The organism is Frankia sp. AiPs1 (assembly GCF_023716945.1).
Classification (GTDB): domain Bacteria; phylum Actinomycetota; class Actinomycetes; order Frankiales; family Frankiaceae; genus Frankia.
Map to the genome: position 1 here is coordinate 67,777 of NZ_JAMQQF010000001.1, position 22,086 is coordinate 89,862.

At 66.7% G+C, this 22,086-nt stretch carries 15 protein-coding genes; 12 read left to right on the top strand and 3 right to left on the bottom strand.

What is annotated here, in order from left to right; all coding sequences use genetic code 11:
• The first annotated feature begins 88 nt into the window (after nucleotides 1-88).
• The 7 genes from ND748_RS00260 to ND748_RS00290 all read left to right on the top strand — a co-directional run bounded on the left by ND748_RS00260 (nucleotide 89) and on the right by ND748_RS00290 (nucleotide 6,576).
• Nucleotides 89-883, top strand: a complete 795-nt coding sequence (locus tag ND748_RS00260) for a hypothetical protein (RefSeq protein ID WP_251743262.1) — start codon at nucleotides 89-91, stop codon at nucleotides 881-883.
• Nucleotides 880-2,049, top strand: coding sequence for a hypothetical protein (locus ND748_RS00265; RefSeq protein ID WP_251743263.1), 1,170 nt, complete (start codon nucleotides 880-882; stop codon nucleotides 2,047-2,049). Before ND748_RS00260 ends, ND748_RS00265 begins: the two co-directional genes overlap by 4 nt.
• Nucleotides 2,046-3,452, top strand: a complete 1,407-nt coding sequence (locus ND748_RS00270; protein WP_251743264.1) for a hypothetical protein — start codon at nucleotides 2,046-2,048, stop codon at nucleotides 3,450-3,452. Before ND748_RS00265 ends, ND748_RS00270 begins: the two co-directional genes overlap by 4 nt.
• Nucleotides 3,449-4,783 (top strand): AAA family ATPase, encoded by a 1,335-nt coding sequence (locus tag ND748_RS00275; protein WP_251743265.1) that lies wholly within the window; start codon nucleotides 3,449-3,451, stop codon nucleotides 4,781-4,783. The genes ND748_RS00270 and ND748_RS00275 overlap by 4 nt, the downstream gene beginning before the upstream one ends.
• Nucleotides 4,780-4,950, top strand: coding sequence for a hypothetical protein (locus tag ND748_RS00280; protein ID WP_251743266.1), 171 nt, complete (start codon nucleotides 4,780-4,782; stop codon nucleotides 4,948-4,950). The genes ND748_RS00275 and ND748_RS00280 overlap by 4 nt, the downstream gene beginning before the upstream one ends.
• Nucleotides 4,951-5,049: 99 nt before the next feature.
• Nucleotides 5,050-5,226 (top strand): hypothetical protein, encoded by a 177-nt coding sequence (locus tag ND748_RS00285; RefSeq protein ID WP_251743267.1) that lies wholly within the window; start codon nucleotides 5,050-5,052, stop codon nucleotides 5,224-5,226.
• A gap of 546 nt (nucleotides 5,227-5,772) precedes the next feature.
• Nucleotides 5,773-6,576: a hypothetical protein gene (locus tag ND748_RS00290; RefSeq protein WP_251743268.1), complete on the top strand. Its 804-nt coding sequence runs from the start codon at nucleotides 5,773-5,775 to the stop codon at nucleotides 6,574-6,576.
• Between the two features lie 118 nt (nucleotides 6,577-6,694).
• Here ND748_RS00290 and ND748_RS00295 read toward each other — a convergent pair whose 3' ends face one another.
• Nucleotides 6,695-9,151, bottom strand: coding sequence for a hypothetical protein (locus tag ND748_RS00295; RefSeq protein ID WP_251743269.1), 2,457 nt, complete (start codon nucleotides 9,149-9,151; stop codon nucleotides 6,695-6,697).
• Between the two features lie 319 nt (nucleotides 9,152-9,470).
• On the opposite strand from ND748_RS00295, the gene ND748_RS00300 reads away from it, so the two are divergent.
• From ND748_RS00300 to ND748_RS00310, 3 genes are all read left to right on the top strand, one after another.
• The gene (locus tag ND748_RS00300; RefSeq protein ID WP_251743270.1) at nucleotides 9,471-10,244 is read left to right on the top strand and encodes a hypothetical protein; all 774 of its coding nucleotides are present in this window, start codon (nucleotides 9,471-9,473) and stop codon (nucleotides 10,242-10,244) included.
• A gap of 346 nt (nucleotides 10,245-10,590) precedes the next feature.
• A complete protein-coding gene (locus ND748_RS00305) occupies nucleotides 10,591-15,840 on the top strand; it encodes an ATP-binding protein (RefSeq protein WP_251743271.1) in 5,250 nt (1,749 codons plus the stop codon).
• Nucleotides 15,837-16,982 (top strand): hypothetical protein, encoded by a 1,146-nt coding sequence (locus ND748_RS00310; protein WP_251743272.1) that lies wholly within the window; start codon nucleotides 15,837-15,839, stop codon nucleotides 16,980-16,982. The genes ND748_RS00305 and ND748_RS00310 overlap by 4 nt, the downstream gene beginning before the upstream one ends.
• 52 nt (nucleotides 16,983-17,034) lie before the next feature.
• Here the strand turns inward: ND748_RS00310 and ND748_RS00315 are convergent, their stop codons facing one another.
• Nucleotides 17,035-17,793 carry a hypothetical protein gene (locus ND748_RS00315; protein ID WP_251743273.1) on the bottom strand — a complete coding sequence of 253 codons (759 nt, stop codon included), beginning with the start codon at nucleotides 17,791-17,793 and terminating at the stop codon, nucleotides 17,035-17,037.
• 590 nt (nucleotides 17,794-18,383) lie between these two features.
• Here ND748_RS00315 and ND748_RS00320 point away from each other — a divergent pair.
• Nucleotides 18,384-19,187, top strand: coding sequence for a hypothetical protein (locus ND748_RS00320; protein ID WP_251743274.1), 804 nt, complete (start codon nucleotides 18,384-18,386; stop codon nucleotides 19,185-19,187).
• A 147-nt stretch (nucleotides 19,188-19,334) separates the two neighbouring features.
• Entirely contained in the window at nucleotides 19,335-19,814 is a 480-nt protein-coding gene (locus tag ND748_RS00325) for a hypothetical protein (RefSeq protein ID WP_251743275.1), read from the top strand.
• Nucleotides 19,815-20,395: 581 nt separating this feature from the next.
• On the opposite strand, the gene ND748_RS00335 is transcribed toward ND748_RS00325, so the two are convergent.
• A partial coding sequence (locus ND748_RS00335; RefSeq protein WP_251743276.1) for a CHAT domain-containing protein occupies nucleotides 20,396-22,086 on the bottom strand: 1,691 nt, incomplete at its 5' end.

Sequence of the window (22,086 nt, forward strand, 5' to 3'; positions counted from 1 at the left end):
ACCGGCTCAAGTTTGGCAGAACGTGGAAGTACGTCAAGTCCCATGGTAGCTTTGACCCATGCCAAGCATGCCGGATGTCCAAGCAGCGATGGCCGAGGTGACTCGGCTGCAGCAGCGTCTGGCTGCGGCGCTCGATGCTGACGACCTTGGTGAGGCTGACCGGCTACTTGCCGAACTGAGCGTGGCGGAGCGGCACCGCAATCGCCTGCTGCAGCGCGCCTCGGCGGGCAGCGGAGCGTTCGATGCGGCTCCTCCGATCAGGGAGCAGGTGGCCGCCATCCTCGGGATTCTGAGCCGGCCCGCCTCGGTCTCCCTCATCCGAGACGTCGCGACCGCCCGGTTCGGTGAGACGATCCAGCCAAGCCGGCTGGCATCGTTGCGCCGGGACGAACAGCGCTCCTGGCAGGCCGCCCACCGCGGCACCGCACCGGGTGCCCGTTCGCTCGCCCGGCCGGTGTACGTCGTTCCAGCTCTCACGTTCGACCGGTTCGCCCCCGTGAGGGGAATGCTCGCCCTGTCGAGCTGGCCGCTGGAGATCAGACTGATCGCGCCTGCCAGCGCCAGGGTGGACGTCCTGTACATCATCATGCGGCTGGTCGACGAGCTCGATCGCACGCCCGACTCGCCGTGGGCACCGAACCTCCGACGTCTTGTCTGGCGCTTCGCACACACGATCGCTGGCGCCGTTGAGATCAGGGGTGGATTTGACTACAGCTCCGTCCGTGAGGCCGCGGAACGCGAGCTACAGCAGATCTCGGATACCGACACAACCGAACGCGCTGAGGCCGCGGAACGGGCCCACGCGAAGCTTGACCCCGAAACCCAATTGTTCGGCGCTACTATGCGCCTCGCCAACCGACCCTCCTCAGAGGCCACTGGATGATCTTCCGTGACGCCCGGGAACGTCTCGTGCACTTCCGCGGCGACTTCCCGGCCAAGCCGCTCGACGCTCGGCGCATCGCCGGACTGCTGGACGCTCCCGGATGCATGCGTCGTCAGGTGATCGATGCCGCATCGGTGCCGATGAAAGATCTGGCACCGCTCATTGGCTGCCGCGAGCCGCGGCAGAGCTCATACGCACTGCAGCGAGGCGTGCGTTTCGAGCAGAGCGTGACGTCCAATGCGATGTCCTTCCTGCTGCCACTGGTACGTGAGCAGCTCGCACTCGACGTTCGCGAGGTACGCGAGCAGGACCTGTCCACCGTCCAGGTGCGCACCCAGTTCCCGGACCTGGACCGGGACGCCCTCACGGACCACAGGGTGAGGACGACGCGCGACTCCGTCGCCCAGATGCTCGCCGGCGATCAGCGGGCGATCAACCTGCTGCGACACCCTTATCTCGTCCTGACGCTCGGCGACATGCCCACATATCTGGAGCCGGACCTGCTGGCCTACGCCGCGTCGGGCACGCTCGCGCCGATCGAGATCAAGTCTTTTCCCTGCATCGATGGCATCGCCGATCCCGCGAAGACAGCGGAAGCCGCCCGCCAGACGGCGGTCTACATGGTCGCCCTGTGCCGGCTCGTCGAGAACCTGGGGCAGCCCTCGTCCCGGATCGCCTCCCAAGGCCTTCTGGTGATGACCCGCGACTTCACACTCGAGGCATCCGGTAGCCTGCTCGACCTGCGCCCCCAGGTGCGGCGTCTGGAGCGGGTCCTGGCGAACTTCCCCCATGTCACGCAGCTCGCGGCGCAGATTCCGACGGCCGTGTCTCTACCGGCGCTCCCCAGCAGGGACACCAGCCAGACGGAGCGGACGGCGGCCAGCGCCCAGGCGCGCGAGGCGGTCGGCGCTCTTCCCATGCGGTTTGGCGACGGATGCACAGGCTGCCCGCTGCTCGACTTCTGCCGCGGTCAGGCACAACGCGAGGAAAGCGTCGCGCAGCTCGGTACGCAAGCTGCCAACATGTGCGGCGACGTCTCCACCGTCTCACACGCCCTCGCCCTCACCGCCGGTACCCGGACACCCACCACCGCGGCCGAGAAGGCGGTCGCCGAGGAACTACGCCGCGCTGCCATCGCGGTACAGCTGGCAGGCGCTGCCGCATGAGCGTCGACGTGTACCTCGGTCTGAGCGCAATCGAGAGAGGGCGTGCCGTCGCCCGCGCGGCAAGGCGTCACGTTCACCTCGCCGCAGAGCCATTCGTTGTCGTGGGCTACCACCTGCCAGGAGATCCAGGCGCCCCAATCGGTCTCCTGTACGGAACCCGCCGTGAACAGCCGACCGTCATCGGAGTCGGCGAGCCCCGCGATCCGAAGCTGCGGTTCGCACAGCTCGCGCAGTTCGCGATGGCTCTCAACGGCTACGTCGCGCAGTTCGTCCAGCCCTCGGCCAGCAGCAGACGCCCGCAGGACACGCGCGTCCGAATGGGCGGCCCTCAGCTGATCGTGGCGAACCAGGCAACCGCGCAGTGGCTGTGTGACCTGATGGGACGGCGGCTGCGCTACCTGAGGTCCGAGGGCGACTGGCCGGTACATCCGAGCCTTCCCACCGCAGGAGCGCACCTGTCGTTCTTCGCCGGTCAGAGGGTGCCCGGCTCGTCGCTCGTTCTCCCGCTCACCGAGGTACTCGCCCAGCACTGGACCACCGGCCAGCTGGCAGCCTTGAACGCGAACATCGCCAGCCAGCTCGCATGGATCAGCGATCCGGACTCGTTGGAGGAAGCCGAGCGCGCACTTCCGGCAGGTCCAGTGCCCGACCCGGAGTGGGAGGCCCTTGAGCTTCACGACGCGATCAAGGCCTACGGCAAGCTCGTCGAATCGCGCCCGGCCCAGGCGAATAGGCCGATGATCCAGGCGATCGACGAGGCATTGCGCCCGTCCTGGCAGGCCTGCTGGCACGCTCTCGACCTACTGGCCGATCTCCCGCCAGCTGAGCGGACCCGCGACCGCTGGAGCCATGACGTCCACCAATGGAACCGACACACGGAACGGGTGAGTGCCGGAACGGCGTACTTCCGCAAACGCCCCAAACAGCTGCAGGTCTTCCGATATCTCACTCGGCTCGAGCGGCTCACCGCCGACCTCAACCGCGAGATGGCCCTCGACGACCCCCTTATCATGGCCGGGTACGTCGCCTCCGGCGAGGCGCTATCCGGGGACGTCGTCGCCGTCGACCTGTCCGGGCGCCCGCCCCGTCTCCAGGTGCGCCCGCACCTGCCGTTCCTGCGTCCCATCGGCACCGATGTCTTCTGGCACCCACCTCAAGCCGCGGACGTCAGAAGCCCCGGGAGACCGCCGGTCGTGAGCCTGACCATGACGGGCACGACCACTGACGGAGACGTGACCTTCAACGTCACCGCCGGCGCTATCCAGAAAAAGCTCCACCACCGGCTTCCCCGACCCGGACAGCAGGTCGTGTTCTCGCCCTTCGGTCCACGCGACTACCACCAGGACACGCTTCCCGCAGAGCTCCCGTGGACCCACGCCGACGATCAAGACGGCGAGCGATGACCCCGCAGGACGGCGGCTCTCCAGCCGCCGCACACGGTGCCGCCGTCGACCGGATCTGGCAGCTGTTCGACGATCAGGCACGAGCAATTGTGGTCAACTCCCCGCCCGGAGCCGGCAAGTCGACTCTGGTGCAGCGGACCGCGCAACGTCTCGCCCCAGGCAGCCAGATTCCGATCATTACCCAGACCAACGACCAGGCAGACGACCTGGTCCGCAGCCTCGCGCGCAGCCTCGCCAACACGACCCTCGCCGTCGGGAGGCTGCACCGGGCCGATCGCTACTCCCCGCCGCCCGGGATCCCCGCCTCGAACAAGATCGAAGACTTGGACAACTGCCAGATCGTCGTGGCACCAGCCGACAAGTGGGCCTACGTCAAGGAAGATCACCGCTGGGACATCGGCATCATCGACGAGGCCTACCAGGTGTCCTCGGCGCATCTGGTCCGAATCGCCGCACGATTCGATCGGCTGCTCCTCGTCGGCGACCCCGGCCAGCTCAGTCCCTTCACCACGGCGGAGGAGGCTGCCCTGCGTGCGACGGGATGCTGGCCACTGGCGACTGCCGCGGGCACAGTCCTCCGCACCTATCCCACCACTCCCACCGTCGAACTCCCGATCTCCTGGCGGCTACCGGAGAGCGGGGCTCGCGTCGTCGCCGACAGCTTCTACGCGAAGCCCTTCACCGCTGGATCCACAGCCGACGAACGCGGCTTGTGGACGCCCATCCGAGCGGCCCGCGACGGCCACCTCGACCGCGTCCTCGAAACCGCGATCGAACACGGCTGGTGCCTCCTAGAACTTCCCGAAGCCCTCCTGCCACGCACCGACCCCGAGTGCGTGGAAGCGATCGTCGACGTCGTACGGCACCTCCTCCTCAGCCGAACACATGTAATCGACAGTGACACGCGAAGACCACTCCGCCCCGCCGACATCGCGATCGGCGTTACGCATCGCGATCAACGAGAGCGGATACGCGCGCGAATCGACGAGGCGTGCGCCGACCTCGGCGTCCCGCCACGCGAGATCACCGTCGACACGGCCAATAAACTGCAGGGTCGTCAGTTCGAGGTCGTCGTCGCCTGGCACCCTCTCTCTGGGCGACGAGACGCCTCCGCGTTCCACCTCGAATCCGGCCGGCTCTGCGTCCTCGCCTCTCGCCATCGCCAGGCCTGCATCGTCGTCGCGAGAGCCGGAATCCGTGAGCAACTCGACGCCTACCCCCATAGCGAACCAGTCTGGCTCGGCGCGACAACGCCAGACATCGACGGCTGGGAAGCTAACCACAGGTTCCTCGACCATCTCGCGGACCATTCAGTCCGCCTCGGAGCATGAGCATCGAGGCTGTCAACGGTTTCTGGATCTTGGATCCCGTTCTCGCCAGCGCAGCCAGTCCTGACTTCGTGGTCCGGCTCCACGGCTGGATTGATCGGGGTGCAGCCCGGGTCGCGCACCTCGACGGGCAGATCGTCGAGGCCCTCGCGGTCGGCCCCGCACCGTGATACGTGCCGGCCCCCGACCGGTCTGAGCTCTACCTCGAAGCGTTCGTGACGTCTCGGGCGTAGGCCGGCCGTGGAGTCGGCCGGCGGCTGCTCGCCGCGGTGGTCCGCGAGACGACCTCCGACGGCGCCGAACAGGTACGGGCCGACTGCTGGGCCCGCGGCGACGGAGGACTCTTGCGCTACTACGAGCAGCAGGGCTTCACGCAGGCCGAGACCTTCCACGTCGGCACCTGGTCCGGACAGCTACTCGTACTCCCGCTCAGCCCACAGTCCTGACCGGCGCGGCGCCGAGCCGATCGAGAAGATCTGCGAGGCGTTGAGAGGTCAGATCGGATCCGCACGGGGACCGTTCTCGTTGATCGCGCGATGACCTCGACGCAGCGAACGTCGCGACACACCGTGCGGACCCGTCTCTTTGGGGCAGGCGGCGTCGTGAGCGCCACGATCTCTACGGCGCACTCCGTGGTCAGCCGTAGACGCGGGCCGGGCACATCGACACGACCTGCTACATCGGGCTCGCGTCCCTGGCGAGCTCCACGGCGCCCCGTCAGCAGCCAGATGTCACGCACAGCAACAAATTTGGCCGGTCGAGCGGGGACCATCTTTCCGTACGAACCGAATGATCATGCGTACCAGCTGCACATTTAGGTAGCAGCCGCTGGCCTCGGCGAGTAGGTAGAACTCATTTGACCAGGTCAGATGCTAGTTACGGAGCGTGGTGGACCATGTGTACCAGCATCCGAACCGATTGATCTTGGTTGCTGGCCCCGAAGTCTCTGTACGGCCGGTCGCTAGCCGGGTTCTGGCCAGGGGCGATGCCTCGTGACCGCGGCCATCGGAACATCATCTTTCGAGTCGAACAAGCGTTCCGAATCTCGGGTGGTTCTGGACGGTTCGACCCGTCTGGTGACCATGATCGTCGGCGTCGTGGTCGCGCTGACGTTCCTGTTCGGGTTCGGGAATGTCCTCGCGCTCGGGCTACGTCTCGGCGTCCCGATATGGGTCGCACCGCTGGTCGCACCGGCGGTCGACCTGTCAGTTGTCGGCCTGCTGCTCGGCAGCCGGCAACTTGCCGTGAATGGCGGGCCTGTCAACGTGCTGCGTTCGGCGCGGAGGCTGCTCATCTTCGCGAGCAAGGTAACTCTCGCGCTGAACATCGCGGAACCCCTGATCGCCGGCCACTACGGCAAGGCAGCGTTCGACGCCGTCGGACCACTGCTGCTTATCGGGTGGGCAGAAGTCGGCCCGGGACTCCTCTACGCCATGCAAGCCACGGCAGTCCCCACCCGCCGTGACGCCGGGGAGCGCTCGGCCGGCTTGGCGGTATCGGCGGCGCAGGATGTCCCTTCGGCCTCCGGGACCATCGACCAGCCCAGACAACCAGGGACACCGATTGCGGGCGGGAAGTCGGTGGGCGGCGATGGTGAGGCACGCCAGCAGGATCTTCTGCACCGAGCACGTGCCGAGGATGTGCTGCACTGGCAGCAGCACCAGCGTCCGATCTCCGCGGAGACGCTGCGGAAGAGGGTGCACGTCGGTACCGGTACGGCCCGCCGCTTGGTCACCCAACTCCGTACCGAGACTCACGTCGCCCTCGACGGCCTCGGCGAGCCAGCCTCTGCATAGAGGCCGTCCGGCTCGGGCCGGTTCGTGGATGGGGTCAGCGCGAGCCTGCGTCGGCGCGGATCCTGTCGCGACCTCGTTGTCACGCTGAGGCTGGATGAACGGAAGGTGTCAGCATTGCTCACCGGCCTTGGCGACGCCCGCCGCTGGCGGGCACGGCCCAGCCGTCCGGGTGGGGCCAATTCACCAGCGCGGACGGCGGGCGAAGGGTGGGCAGGAAGCCGACCAGATCCGGCGGCAGCGGCCCGACATGGTCATCGAAGTAGACGTCGACCAGTTGGCGGGTTGTCTCGTCGTACAGGAACAACGCGCCGCGAGACAGCGAGAGCTGATGCTTCTTGGTCTGGAGGTACCCCCGTAGACGACGCTCCTCGTTCACGAGGTTCGTTCCTGCCGGAAGTGTCGCCCAGACCAGCAGCCAGCCTTCCTCGCGAACCGTTGTCCCCGCGGTCGGCACTGTCATGCTGCGACCGACCCCATGGTCGGAGGGATGGTCCAGGAGCGCACGCACGTTCTTTGCCAGCCTGTGCTGTGTCGGCGTGGACCCTTCCAGCAGGGTCGCGCCGATACTCAGCCACCCTTGGACCCTCCGGGCCTCCAGCTCGTCGATGGTGTCCGCGAGTGGTGATGGCACCATGCGGGGCTTGGGCGCGCCGTCCTCGCCGGCGGACGCGCGCTTGGAGTAGAACCATCGGTCCAGGGCATCGGTTCGGCTCGTGACGAACGCGGGCGCCTGCTCGCGGTAGCGGCGACGCTCGGCGGTGGTCGGCTCAGGCATGAACGGGAACGCTGCGCGAACCTGGTCGGGATCGGGCTCTACCCACAGGCCCGCCTCAAAGAAGTAAAGGAAGAGGTCGAGCTCATCCGACGCCCTGAACATCTGCGTGACGTCAGGGTTCCGGCGACGCCGCAGGTAAAGGAGGAATTCCGCGGGCCGATCGACCAGCTCAACGATCAGTTCCAAGTCGTGCAGGGACACCGTCCATGGGATGTTGCTCGGTTCGAGTATCCCCGCGCGCACAAGTTCCGCGGTCGCAGTCGTCACGCTCGACAGGTCGTCCAGGCTAACAGCGATGGTGTGCACCTCGCGGATGTGGCTGAGATCGACCCAGCCCTCGTCCTCGATGCGTACACCGCCGTCGCGCAGGATGGCATCACGCATCCGTCCGCTCTGCATGGCGGCCTTGGTAATGATGCCGGTCAGGTCGGTCCGAATACGGTTGACTTTGCCGCCACGGGACTGTGCACTGAACGCGACTGCCTTGTCCTCGACGACCAGAGCGACATCGTCCATGAGGACCAGATGGTCGCCTTCGACCCGCTTCGTGTACTTGTTGGGGTCGCCGCCGTCAAGCTCCTCCTGGGTCGCCGGGACGTAGTACTCGTATCCGTCGCGGAAGTTCGCGCATGGAAGGACCCGGGCAAGGACACTGCTGATGCGAGTCTCAAGCAGATCGCCGCGGTGCTTCGCGTAGGTCTCCCAGAGAGCAGAATCCTTCAGCTCCGCTTCGAGTTTCTGGCGGATCGCGTCAGCCGAGAGCGCGTCGTGAGGCAGCATGAAGCGACCAGAGTCGGTGACAACGAGCGGGCGGGTCCGCCAGGGGTTGTCGCCTGCGGTGAACGCCTCCATTACGGCCGCGGGCGTGGTCGCACTCAGGTCGAGACGGAACCGATCCGCGATGGCGCGAACCCGGTTCTGCGGGACGCCGGTGGCTGCGACCAGCTCGTCGACGCCGACCGACACGTCGTCCTCGTCCGGCTCCCACGCCGCATCTACCACGGCACGCGCCGCGTCGATGATCTCGGGATCTGCCTCCGCGTCGGGGTCCGATCCCATCGCCGAGTGGATCGAGTCGGCCATGGCTTGGAACCGCTCGTTCAGCGCGGTCAGCTGCAAGTGGTGAACTGCCGTGAGCACCGCGAGCGCGTCCATGACGTCGAAGCCGAGCCGGGAGAGCAGCTCGTTGCGTACTTCGTCGTTGTCGTTGAACAGCTGTACGAGGGTCGTCTTGGCCATGTCGGGGTAGGCACCGTTGCGGACCCACACCTCGTATCCGCGCACGAGGAGGGCAATCATCGCCATCTTGTCGGTAGGCTCGGCGCCAGCGACGGCGCGGACGTGCGCCAATCGAAACAGGCGGTCCAGTTCGTCCGACGCCTCGGAGACGAACTGGCTGAGTGTCTGGGCCGGTGGTGTCTCCCGAGGTTCGGGACTGTTCTCGTTCCGTGCTGCGAGCGCGAGGGCCGTCAGCAACTCGACCCGCGCCGCGCTGGAGGCCGGATCGACCGGGATCTGTCCGGCTGCGGCCCATGGCAGGAAGGCGAGCCGGGCGACCTCCGCCAGACGGAACGGGTTGAAAGCCTTTAGCCGAGCGGCAAACTGGCTCAGGGTCTCCTCGAACGCGGCATCGATCTCGGTGACAGGGTCGTCGGCCTGGGCAATGGAGACAACGAAATCCTGCATCTGTGACATCGAGTTGATGAGGAATTGGGCGTGCACATCGAAGACAGGGGTGTTCGATGTCGCACGCCGCTGTCTCTTGGTGCGTGCTGCGCGACGCTTCGACTTCGAGGCCATTCGTCAATATCACCACATCGCGCTCGCAGCCTGGACCAGGGAGTTCCCACCCTGGGGCTACTCGACCTGGCCTGAGCCGCCTTGCCAGCCCGCTCGTTGCCGGGTAGGTCTGACCGACACGTCCCGTCGGTGCCGATGGCGGCCTTGCCGGGTCGACGTCAGCTTGCCAGCATGGCCACGCCCGCGCTCGACGTTGCCGGACCCATCGCGGCCGGCCAGTACGGATCGATCATCTGCGGCGCTCCGATCAGCAGGAGCTCTGCCGCCCGTTGCCTGTTGGCCAACACGTCCAGGGCCAGAATCCGCCCAGGAGGTTCTGATGGGTAGATATGACCCGCTGACCGCATACCTGCGAGTTGCGGAGGATCGCGGTCAGGCGACGGTGGAGCTGGGGTTCGATCAGATCGGGGAGATTATCGGCTCGTCGCTTCCGGCGTCGTCGGACCAGCGGCAATGGTGGGCCAACTCCAGCCACAGCCAGGCGTTGGCATGGCGGGCCGCCGGCTTCCACGTCGAGCAGGTGTACCTGGACCGCCAGCGGGTCCGGTTCGCGCGTGGCACGCGCGGCGGCAGCTACGCCGACCGCGGTCGGATCGCCACGTCACCAGTCCCACACCGCCCTGCTCCGCCCTTGGTGGACCGCCAGCCGGTGGGAGCTGCGGTCGACGTTCGAGTCCGGCTGTGGTGGCTCGACGCAGGCATGATCACCCTCGATCCGGGTGGGAAGCCGACCTTCGGCGGCCTCGACGAGGCGCCCGGCCTATACCGGATGACCCTCACCGGCGCAGTGGCCGACATCCGGCCGCAGGTCTACATCGGGGAGACGGACAGCCTGCGCCGCCGGCTGTCCGTCAACTACCGCAACCCCGGAGTCGGACAGCAGACAAGCCTGCGAATCAACGCCCTGCTGCGCGCGCACCTCGCCGCCGGCGGACGTGTCGACCTCGCCCTGGCAACGACGGCGACCCTGTGGCTCGATGGCGTCGAGCGGCCCCTCGACCTGACCCGCAAGGCCGGCCGGCTGCTGGCCGAGAACGCCGCGCTCGTGCTCGCGCAGGTCACCGATGACGCGGACATCGTCAACCTCGGTTGACAGTTCCAGCGCATCTCGATCGCGCCGTGCGGCGGTTCGACGCATTCGCGACCTGCCTACCAGCGCGGCAGGCGTTCCTGGCAGGGTCGAGCCGGGACCCGCTCGCGGAGTTCCCTGAGCGGCTCACCCATGCACTCCTCGGCGGCATTCTCGCGGCGCCTCGGTCCGAGTCAACTATTACCTGGGCGGATGGCAGGGCCAAAGTACAGGTCCAGCCTTCCTGCCCTCGATGACCTCGCGAGGCAGGCTCGTTGGGGTGATCACGTCCGCGTGATCTCTAGGATGGCGTGAGCGGCCCGCCGACTGGGGCGGGCCGGCAGACATCACGGCGCGAAGAGGTGACGCGGTGGGGCTGCGACCGACGCACCTCGGCTATGCCTACCAGGACCTGTTGACGGCGATCCGGCTCGTGGATGTCGCGCTCGGCCGCGCGCTCAGGGTGATCGTCGACCTCAAAATGTTCGATGAAGACCGTTTCGACGACGTGACGTGTGAGTGGAGGGGTGGTGGCCGCGAGCGGCTTCAGATCAAACATTCGGCCAGCGGCAGCGAGTTGGCCGCAGCCAGCTTCACTGGCGATCGTCGCAGCCTTCGTCTGGATCTCCTTGTAGCAGCCGTCAATCGCGATCTTTCCGATTACCCTGGAACGACGTACCGGATTGTGCTCCGTGATACGGAACCGCGCGACGCGGACTTTGCTTCGATCCTCAAACCGGTCGAGAAGGGTTCTGATCCAGGACCGGTGTTTCAAGGACTGGGACGTAGCCGGTTTCGATTTGATCCAGAGGCACTCGGAATCACTATGCCGTGGCGGTCGATATTCGCGCATATGGAGAGTGATACGGTTCGTCGTGCGTGTGAGCGTATTGTGGTCGACCTTGGACTTCCCGGCTGCTCGCTCAGCGTCCGTGACCCGGGCCCGATAGAACAGGTGCTGTTGCGCCGGGTCACCCACGAGCTCGGTGCGGGCCGCCCACCGAACCGGCATCGCGCGCCAGAAGATGTCGCACTTGCGCTCATTGAGGCGGCGCAAGCGGCGCGCAGCCTCAACGGCCCGAAGGGCGTCGTGACTGCGTCGAGCCTCCTTCCTCGGCTCGACCTCGCGGTCGATTTCGGCGCCGTCCGCCAGGGTCACCCTGTCGACCGAAGCGTTGAGATCGCGCGACCGCGGGTGCTCGACGCACTGGTAGGAGCGACCAGCATGGCAGCGCGGGATGGTGGCTTGCTGGTCGTAACCGGCGATCCCGGCGTCGGGAAGTCGTGGCTGTGCGAACAGCTCGCGGATCGCCTTCACGGCGAATGGATCGTCGCCCGACACCATTGCTGGCTCGGGGCGGAGGACGCGAACAGGGACCGGCGAGTGCTTGCGGAAGTCGTCCTCGGTAGTTTGCTGGGGCAGCTTGAGGCAGCGGCTCCAGCAGGTCTGTCAGAGGTCCGGCCCCGTCTTGCCGCGACGATCGACACCCTAAGAGAGGCAGTCGTCGGAATCCGGAGGGATCAACCGGACCAGCCAATCGCTTTGATTGTCGACGGGCTGGATCACGTCAACCGTGTTCTCGGGCATGTGGATGGCGCTGCTTTCCGGGCGCCCGTGGACCACGCCCGCAGGCTCGTCGACGAACTTGCGGCGGTTGATCTGCCGGCTGGCGTCGTTCTGGTGCTCGCCAGCCAACCAGGTGATCACCTTTCTCGGATCGATGGTACTGCTATGACTATTCCGCCGCTGGATTACAATGAGATCCGCGACTTGGTGCAGCGGCTCGGCGTGCTCGCCGCCGTGGGCGAAGCTGGGTCCGAGGCGGGTGACACAGACCGGGAACGTTCTGTCGTCGAGCTGGTAAGCTCCAGGTCTCGCGGTAACGCGCTGTACGTGACGTATCTGTGTCGTCAGGCCGTGAGCCCAGGGCCGCACCTCGGGGACTCGGAGCCTCAGCAGTTTAGGGCGATCGATCCGCTCGACCGGCTACGCGACGTCCCGGCCTCCGCCAGTACTTTGGACGAGTACTACGCCTATCTGTTCAATGGGCTCGCTGGCCGCCAGCAAACCGCAGTCAGTTTGCTCGCAGTCTGCGACTTTGCCGTAACCGCTGACGAGCTTCGCGACATTTTCCCTCAGGTTGCCCCTACGCTGGGGTCGGCGCTCGATGCGATCGTACCGATCATCACGCAGCAGCCAGGAATCGGTGGCCTGAAGATCCACCATGAAAGCTTCAGCCGGTTCATTCGCTGCGCTGTGCGGGATGAGACCTGGATCGGCAATATCCGTGAGGCAGCAGCCGACTGGCTAACGCGGCGCGGGTTTTTCACGGATGCTCGCGCATTCCGTCACCTTCCGGAACTGCTGGCTGATCTCGGCCGCGACGGCGACCTGGCCGCCCTGATCGGACCTGATTTCCTTTCACGTGCGATCGGTGGCCTTCAGCCGCCCGCAGCGATCACTCATACCTTGAATCTGGCCGCGCGGCGAAGCTCGGTCCTTGGGGACTGGCGGACACTTGTCCGGTGTGTTGAACTCCGCCGCGCGGCCGACACCTATGAGGACGAAGGTATTACCAATACCCTCGTCACCTATGCCGACGTGCTGATCAAGATTGTTGGTGTAGACGCTGTCGCCGCGTCACTTGTCTATGACGGGGTCGCTACCATGCCGGCGCGGTGGGGGCTGATGCTGTGCAACGCCGTCGATACTGCTGGCGGTGCCGCGCCTTGGGCGGTCTATCTCGCCGCGCGGGAGAAAAGTCGTCAGACAGACAACGTCGACTACGGCGATGAAATCGACACGGAAGTATTTCTGGCCGAGCTACGAGGCTCGCTGCGGCTGGAAGACAGGAACTCCGAAGCAGAACTCGGGGCCGACAGCACCGGAACAGTCTCAGAACGTGTTGCCCGGTTTCTCGGCCAGGACGGGCTGCCAGCGCCCGGTCGGGTGCTCGACGTTCTGCTGGACTGCCTCAGCCCTCAACCGCTCCTCGACACCATTCCGCTCCTCGAAGACGAGGAAACACGCGCCACACTCCTACTGCGACTCGCCGAAACGTCGGCGACCGATCGCGGCGGCCTGCCATCCCCCCGGACGCTCGCCGTCGCTTCTTGGGCATGCTCTTCGACGGTTGACCCACGGCGCCTCATGCGTCATGGCGTCCCGACTGCCGACCTCGCCGACGACATACTCGGGCCCGACACCCACGCGACCCTGAGCGCGGCCACCGCGGACCTGCTGCGCCACCCGAACCCCGGTCTGTCTGAGGCGATGCGGCGATGGCTGAGGTTGCTAGCCGTAGCGCACGAGCGGCATCCTCACGCGCCCAGCCGTTTGCTTCCCCTAGTTACCGGACCTGGCTTCTTCCGCGCCTGGCTACGGTTCGTCATCACTACCACCGGTCTCCGGCGCGACGTCGACGCCGGCCTGCTCGCCCCAGATGCCGCCTCCACGACCGTCCGCCTCGCCCTCGACCATCTCGCCCGGACTGAGGAACCGTCTGCCGGCAGGCCGGGTGCCCGAGACTTTTGGGAGATCGGCCGATACATCCACCAGGCCATCGACGACGCCGCCGCCCTCCTCCAGCACGAGGATCTGGAGGCCGCTCTCACCTCGCTCAACGCGGTCAGCACCGGCACCACCACCTGGACTCGCCCTCACACAACGACCGGGCCTCTGGTCACCACCGATCTGCTCGCACTGCTGAGTCGGACGGGCGCCCCCGTCGTCCAGCGACTGACCCAAGAGCTGAGGGACACGCACACGAGCCGCACCGGCCTCTACTCCGAAAGCGCGGCCTTCGAGCTTGAGATGGCCCGGCTGAACCTGGCCGCCGGTAACACGGTCGAGGCTCGTCGCTGCTGGGACCGCGCCGCCCACTACATGGCCGCCTATAGCGGTCGCAAGGAAACCACCATCTACGAGCTGCTCGATTCAGTGCCGGCGCTTGCCGCAGGAAATCTCGGTCAGGCGCGGGCGCGACTCGCGCAGGCGCAGCCACTCGCGTACCTCGTCGCGCAGCGCACCGACGGGCGCAGCACCTGGGCGGCACCGCACAACTGGTGGCGTCGCCTCGCCGACCTCGACCCGAACGCTGCCGCCGACCTGGCCACGACAACCCTCCTCAACGCACCCGGTCTGCCCGACGCGCTGGTGGACGCTGCCCATCACAGGCTTCTCGCGGGGCAGACCGCCGCCGACCCGGTCGTGCTCGCAGCATTGCGGGTAGCCGCAGGTCCCGGCGGCCGGAACCTCGACAACGACCTGGCCCTCCTCGGCCGCCTCGAAGCGCTGCCCCCCGAGGACCCCGCTCATGCCACGGGTGTCCTGCCCGTCCTCGTGAACGCCATCACGAGTACCTACGACGATCAGCCCCTGATGCAGACATCATCGTCCGAGGACGGACCCGAACCGAACGCTGCATTGCACCAGGCCGCGCACCGGCTCGGTGGAGACGGCGCGCCGCCCCGCGAACCGAAGCCCGACAACGGTAACGGCCTACGTGATCAGCCCACACGCACGATCGACACCGCGACGCGCATCCGTGGCCAGTTTCGAGACGTGTTTCCGCCTGGAGGCATCGGCGCCATCGCCGCCGTCCGTACCTACGGCAGTAAGCCATACGACGAGACCGCCGCATCGCACTGGTCAGCCGACATGCTGACCAACGCGATCGGCTGGCGTCTCATCGAGGTCGCGACCGCAGACGGGCCCGCGGCAGCGGAGCAGCTCCTTCGTCGCATCGCTGACGAGTTTGGCCTTTTGGGTGCGACCGAGGTGCTCGCCGATCTCGCCGCCGGACTCGACCGGCGGCGCAGCAGCTCAGCCAGTCCCGGTAGCCTCGACCGGCTCACCGCTGTGGCCTTTACGCTTGCCTTCACGAAGATCCGCGGCGGCGGAGGCTGGCTCACCTTCGCGGGGGGTGACCGGCTCGATCTCTGGCAGCAGGCCAACGTTCTCGATCCGGCGGCGGCAGCAGCCACTCTTGCCGAAGAAGTCGCAGCCGTAGTCGCCGGCCGGAAGTACGGCACCTACGGTGTCACCCGGGCGCTCATCGCGGCATTTGCAGACTCTCCTCCCGCGATCTCCTGGCAGAGCCCTATCGACGCCTCTGCGTGCTGGGACGCGGCCTTCGGGATCATCGCCCAGCGGCTGCCAGGTGATGCTGATATCGGCGTCGGCCTGTACCGGCCGGCACCGGGACCGGTCCGTCAGCCGGTCGAGGACGCCGCGCTCAGCCGCCTCGCCCTCGCGACTCTCGCGATGCCTGACCGCGGTGATCGGCGCCGCGCGCTCCTCGCCGCCGCCGTCCTCTTGGCCGCCCGACCAGCCGCAGCACAAGCCGCAGTGGCAGACGTGCTCGCCGCCGATCTCGGTGCCGGCCCTCTCACCTGGCTACTCACCGTTCTTCGCGACGAGCTCCAGAACGGACCGTTGTGCGTCACTCTCGTCGCGCAGCTTGAGGTCCTCGCACAAAGCGACATGCTCTCGGTCCGCACTGCCGCTGCCAACGCCCTGGCCGCTGCCGGCCTGCCCACGCCTGACCCTCCCGCGACCCCTGCCCACCCAAAGCTTGCCTGGGCCATCGCTGCCAACGCCGAGGTGGACATCCCGTGACGTCTGATCACCGCGCAGTCGCCGCGGCGGCCATCGACGAACTTTCGGCCTCCCGGCTCGACGCGGTGGACAATCTACCGGGGCTGCGCGAAGCGGCAATCGACCTCGCGGCTGCTGCCCTCTCAGGCGACGCCGGCGAACTCATGCATGCACAGATCCAACACCTGCGCCGGCCTGGGAGCAGCCTCTTCCCCGACGCGTACCTCGCAGTTGACGCAGCAGCCGAGGACGCACTGCAACGAGCGGGTGCAGGCCTCCGTGTGGCCCTGGCCCAGGCCGGGAAACTCTTCGACGCACGCCGCTACGAGCACGCCATGGCCACACGGCTCAGCGACGATCCACGCTTCGCCCTCCGCGCCGAACTCGCCCGAGTTCCACGGCCCCTCACGCGGCCCGAACCCCTGACATGGTCGATCCCACCTGCCCCGTGGGCCAGAGACACATATGGCAGCGACCCGAGCCCTTGGCCTCCCAGCGGGCTTGAGACAGCCGCCGCACTGCGCTGCCTTCCAAGCGGAGCAGCAGCGCTCGCCAGCGTCGAGGACGGTGCCCACGCTGGCTGGGCACAGATCGGCATGATCGAACGTCACCGGACGCCCGCGAACAGACATCACGACTGTCCAGCCCGGCAGGTGCTGATCGCCGTCGGGCTGGAGGTGACGGACACTGAACCCCCAGCGAAGTCGCCGCCCTTCACGGAAGTCCCATGGCAGCTGTGGATCTGGCAACCAGAGCAGCTGGAAGAGATCGTCAATCCACGTGTCGCGACCCGGCGCCTTTCAACCGGCAGCTTTCCCGCTGTAGCACTTACCAACCAAATCCACACCGGCCTCGGGACACCTCTGAATGTTCTCGCGCCCATTCTTGACGTGGTCATGGCACTCAGGCTACGGCCCACCGCAGGCATATGCGGGTTCAGTCTCAGCGACAACAATGGAGCGGGCATCATTTGCCGCCAGTGGCATGGCCACCTCGTTCACGACGGAAACGTACAGCCGCTTATGCCCGCGGTTGAAGGAGCCGACCTTTTGATACGCCCGGACCTGTTCGATCGGCTCCGTACCATCATCGAAGACGCACGCATCCGAGCTGGCATTTTCGTCGACTACCAGGAAGGCGTAAAACCCGCCGGCGGCGCATGAGAAACGGCCGGACTTCGTCCCCGGGCAACAGCGCGAAGATGCCGTTCACAGGTCACGGTAGCTGCTCCACGCCCACGACATCGTTCGGCGCGACGCTACCTTTGCAGTCCACGCCATACAGGCTCGCCCAGCCGGCAGGATCATGATCACTTCGAATCGCCGAATACACGTACCAGAAAGCGGCGATCACCGCCGCCTTCCCTACATCCGGAGAACGGAACTTCACGATGCATTTTTTGGATGCCGCCTCGAATGCTTCTTGAAGGTTGTGTCCAAACGAGCGTCCGATGTCCTGGACAATTTCCGGGGTTGCGAGATAGTCGTGACAGCCGATCGCCCCGGGATTGAAATGATTGCCGCGGACGAGTAGGGCATACGGACCATGGAGTGACGCGTTTGACACTTTGTGTCGGTAAAGAAACCCGCTATGTCCGCTGCCACTCCCTTCCAGGTCAGCTCTGAACCTCTGCCAATCCCTCTCGGTAATCCGATCCCCGATGAGCTCATACAGAGACGACCAGATCCTTTCAATTACTTGACCTAGCGGAAGGATCCCTTCGCGGAGAAATGAATCCGGATCAAACGAGCGGGTACCGTGGAAATAGTACGCCCCGCCAAACCTCGTAGAGTCGAATTCGACATTGACCTCTGACAAGAATGCCTTGACGGCTTGCTCTTCGTGCTCGCCAGTGAAGTCGCCTTCCATGCTGCGCTCACGGATTGCCCTGACCAAGACGTCCTCCCGGACGTGAAACGCAGCGGTCAGCGAGCGCAGCGCAGACGCCGGGGTGTGGCAGTCGAGGTAAAGCATCGTCGTCCTAGCCCTTAGAAGTCTAACCGTGGAAGGCCCACATGGTTGGGTCACAGCGCACCGAACTCATCAACCGCACCGACTTGTTCCCGGTCGCCGAGATGAGGCGACAGCAGGAGTCGCACTCATCGACGCAGCACCGCGCGCCGCCGATGAAGACCTTACGACATGCGCGCAGCGACTCCGCGCGCATCCGAGCCCTCGACCTCAGCGATCGCGGATTCACCGGCGAGAGTTCGACGGTCCACGATCGGGAGACATCATCCGGGCGACGCGCCGCTTCGGAGAAACAACGTGGGTGGAGCTGGCGTCGGGGGCGGGAGGCGTGACAGCACCCTGGCCCGGGCTTCGCACACCCGCCGGTCGTGCCGCTGGGAGGCCTGACGGTCTTCCTGACCTCGACCTGGGTGCGGGCACCCTCGGGCGCCCGCAGGGACACCTCGTACCGCCCCGCGGGGCGGCCCCAGGAGTTGCGTCCCCGGCCGTGCTGCTGCGAGCAGCGGCAGGAGGCACGGCCAGCCGTCGACGGATCTGGACTGGCCGGCGCTTCTACTATAGGTGGTCCTCAGCCGCCGGGTGTCGGAGTGTGCATGACTTCTATCGTCGCGTGGGTCGCAGTCGACGCGCGTGCGCCGTCGTCCTTGTACGTGGCCAGCGACAGCAGGATCACGTGGGGTGGTCCAAAACAACGCTGGGACCAGGGCAGGAAGGTGTTCGCTTGTCTGACGGAGGCGCACCTGTTCGCATACGTCGGCGACGTCCTGTTCCCTGCACTCGCGCTCCCGACCATCACCGACAGAATCGATCGCGGTCTACTCGTCGATGACGGTCGAGGCTGGGAGGTGAACGTCCGCGAGGCGGTGCGACTCCTCCATTCCGACTACCCGTCCAAGTACCGAAAAGACTTCGGGATAGTCCACGGCTACCGGAGCGGTGAGGGAATGTCCTGCCGGTTTCACCTCGCGGTAACCAAGTACAATGCGGCATCAGACTCCTGGCGGGCTGTCGACCCATCGATGCCCGAGAGGTCGTCGATCCTCCATGTGGACGGAAGCGGCTCGCGAGCCGTGCGCGACGCGGCGCTCCTCTGGCAGCAGAGCCCTTCCCGCGACACGAGTAGGGCGATGTTCGGCGCGTTCCATGAGGCCGTATCGACCGGCACCGACCCAATGAGCGGTGGTGCTCCACAGGTCGGCGGTCTCTACCGAATCGGAGCTGGGAGGATATTTGGAGTGTTGCTCGACGGGAAAAGATACCTCTCGGGCGCCAAACTAGTCGGACGGGAAAATCTCGCGGGCGTGGAGTGGCGCAACAACCTTTTCGAGCGAGTTGACGGCAAGAAGCGTAAGCGCCTTCCGGGCGCCCAGAGGCATCACCCGCGAACAGGCGGCTAGAGAGTAAGGGAGTAGCGGAGCGCTGTACCCAGGACCCAATTTCCGCAGGCGCGCCGATTTGGCCTACCAGGTTCACAGCTGTAAGGCGCGAGGCCCGCTGGGTGGCCTGAGGCTGCGTTATTTGGTTCGTGGGTCGTCGGCGGTGACGTGAGTCCGTCCAGGGAGGATATCGTCGATGGTGACCTTGGACTTGCCGAATCTCTTCGCGAGGCTTGGGCGTGTTTCGCCTCGCGCGTGGCGTTCCCGGATGTCGCGGGCGTCGGCCGCAGTGAGTTGACGACGGGTGCGGGGTCCGCCGACGGACTGGTGGATCCGGCCGCGTGCGGTCTGGCGGACTGCGTCTTCGCTGACGCCGAGTCTGGCCGCGACGGCGCGGACCGGTTCGCCGTCGGCGACGGAGTGGCGGATGTCGAGGACGGTGCGCTCGGACATGCCGCGGGTCTGTGGGACCACGCCTCGCGGCTCGCCCACATTGGTGAACGACCTGCCGTGGAGTACATCCGCGACGGTCTCGCGATCAACATCGTAGGCGGCGGCGAGGCTTATCACGCTCTCGTGGTCATCGTGGTGTCGGCGGCGGATCTCGCGGGCGAGATCCGCATTGAGGCGTCGTCTTGCAGTCGGTAGTGCCCGGACCGGGCCGCCTGCCTCGAGCCGGTGCCTGCCTTCGAGCCAAGAGCCCGCCCCCGGCGGAGGCCAACCGCCGCGAGCCGGCACCCGCGTCGACAGCCGAGCCAACACACGACCAGACTACCGTCGAGGTCCGACGGCACGCGAGGCCGCTCGCGAGGCTCGCAGGCAGGACCTGCTGCACCGCGCCCGCGCCGAGGACGTCCTGCACTGGCAGCAGCACCAACGCCCAATCTCCGCAGAAACCCTGCGCAAACGGCTCGCCGTCGGCACCGAGACCGCCCGCGGCCTGGTCACCCAACTGCGCACCGACACCCACGGCGCGCTGGATGGCCGCAGCAACCGGCCGACGTCGTAGACTAGGGCGGCGAACCGAGGACGCGGATCTCGCCGGTCGCTGATCCTCCCGTCCGGCTGACGGATCACATCGTGGTCGCCCGCGCGGTGCCTATCGGGCCGTCATCCTCACGGTGAACGACTACACCGTCTGAGCTTGGTCCTCGGCCGGTGCGCCAAGTCGGGTGGCTGCGGCGGCCTTGTCTGCGCTGGACCGTGTTTCCCGTCCGGGCGCACCTGTGTCAGGCGCCTACGTGGATGTGGGATGCCCACGCCGAAGGATCAGCAGCCCATAGGCTACGCAACGTGCGTGCGACGCTATGGACGGCGGAGCCGACGTCTCCGGTCGTGACTAGGGTCGCGTAGATCTTGTCGGCAACGGTAAGGGCGTGCCGGTCACTGATCGGCCACAGCGTGGCGATGACGTGCCGGTAGCCAGCGAGTTGGAACGCGGAGGCCAAGTGGATCGCCTCGTCGGCCAGCCGTGCGCCAGGCAGGGCGGTATTAGAGGTGGACAGGAACGCCAGCTCCGCGTCGCGCAGCCGCATCCGGGCAAGATCCAGGACAGTCAGCGGCTTGTCGACGAGTAGGAGCCTGCCATTCAAGGGGTCGTAAAAGTCGTTGGCGGCGGCGCAGGCGAAATGCGCCCACCGGGCGGCCGGCAGCCTGTCAAGCACCGCCTGCCGGGTCGCCTGCTTGCCGATCAACACGTCAACCTGTCCTGGAAACAGGGTCTGCAGGTTGGTGACTTCGATCTCAGCGCCGGGAAGGTCGCCAGCGCCGGGCGTATGGGGCATGGCCACCGCGACCAGCCGGCCGCCGGCGAGGAGGACACCCCTGCCCGCGCCGGCGTGGCGGGCGTGAACCAACGCACGCAGCGTCGGCGTGTACGACGAGATCACCCGGTCGACGACGGTCGCCGGGGCCTCGTTGAACCTGGTGCCGTGATGGCCTGCAGCGTGCAGCGGCAGGAATGACAACAGCCCCGAAGGGCACCACCACACCCGTGGCCACGGCTCACCGTTGACCGGCGGGCCGACGAGGCCGAGCCGGTCGAGCACCGGGTCGGCCACGACATCCCAAAGCCACTCAAGGCATTCCTCCACCCGCTCCCTGGCCGCGGCAGAGGGCGCTTCCATCGCGGCGAGAAGCGTGTAAACGTGGTAGGCAATTGCTTCCTGGTTCAGCCCAGGCAACTGAACCGCCTCAACTCCGCCGTCGGTCAGCAGCAGCGCGTACGACCCGAACTGCGAGACCGCCACCGCCACGACCGGACCGTGGGCCGCCGTCGCGAGCAGGTCGTCGATCGGTGGGGGCTGGAGAAAGTTTTCGAACCCGTCCAACTGCCGGATCGACGCGATTAGCTCCTCGAATGCGATACCCGCCGCCCCCCGCTCGGAAATGGCCGCGTCGGCCGCGCCCTTGCTGGAACGGTCGGGCTGGACCGGGTCGTCAACCTGGTCCAGGACGTCACGCAGCCGAACGAACGAGGCGGCCAGGTCGGGACGCCGCTCGACGAGGGTGGTCAGGTCGGTGCGGGTGTCCAACGCTTGACCGAGTAGCACTCCGCGGGCTTGCTCGAACAGCTCCACCGCCCGCCCGGCCATGCCGGCCTGCACGCAGCAGGCCGCCGCGTCCGTGCCCAGACCACCGAACTCGGCGAGCAGATGCTCCTGATCGCCGTGGGCCAGGCTGCGCGGTGCGACCTGGGCGAGCAACTCGGCCGCGGCCGTGAACCCCGCTACCGCCTCCTCCCACCGGCCCCCACCCGCGGCCACACGGCCCCAGCGACGCGCGGCGACCGCCCGCGTCCGCGGCGACGCCCCCATCACCCCGACTGCCGTCCGATAGGTCTCGATCGCGGCGTCGAGGTCGGCGAGCTGCCCGGCCCGCTCGAACCGGGCCTGCAGCGCGGCACCGAGGTTGGACAGCA

Coding starts and splice junctions, on each gene's coding strand:
- ND748_RS00295 (WP_251743269.1), bottom strand. CDS start 9,151: ATGGCCTCGAAGTCGAAGCGTCGCGCAGCACGCACCAAGAGACAGCGG.
- ND748_RS00275 (WP_251743265.1), top strand. CDS start 3,449: ATGACCCCGCAGGACGGCGGCTCTCCAGCCGCCGCACACGGTGCCGCC.
- ND748_RS00280 (WP_251743266.1), top strand. CDS start 4,780: ATGAGCATCGAGGCTGTCAACGGTTTCTGGATCTTGGATCCCGTTCTC.
- ND748_RS00260 (WP_251743262.1), top strand. CDS start 89: ATGGCCGAGGTGACTCGGCTGCAGCAGCGTCTGGCTGCGGCGCTCGAT.
- ND748_RS00320 (WP_251743274.1), top strand. CDS start 18,384: ATGACTTCTATCGTCGCGTGGGTCGCAGTCGACGCGCGTGCGCCGTCG.
- ND748_RS00315 (WP_251743273.1), bottom strand. CDS start 17,793: ATGCTTTACCTCGACTGCCACACCCCGGCGTCTGCGCTGCGCTCGCTG.
- ND748_RS00265 (WP_251743263.1), top strand. CDS start 880: ATGATCTTCCGTGACGCCCGGGAACGTCTCGTGCACTTCCGCGGCGAC.
- ND748_RS00300 (WP_251743270.1), top strand. CDS start 9,471: ATGGGTAGATATGACCCGCTGACCGCATACCTGCGAGTTGCGGAGGAT.
- ND748_RS00270 (WP_251743264.1), top strand. CDS start 2,046: ATGAGCGTCGACGTGTACCTCGGTCTGAGCGCAATCGAGAGAGGGCGT.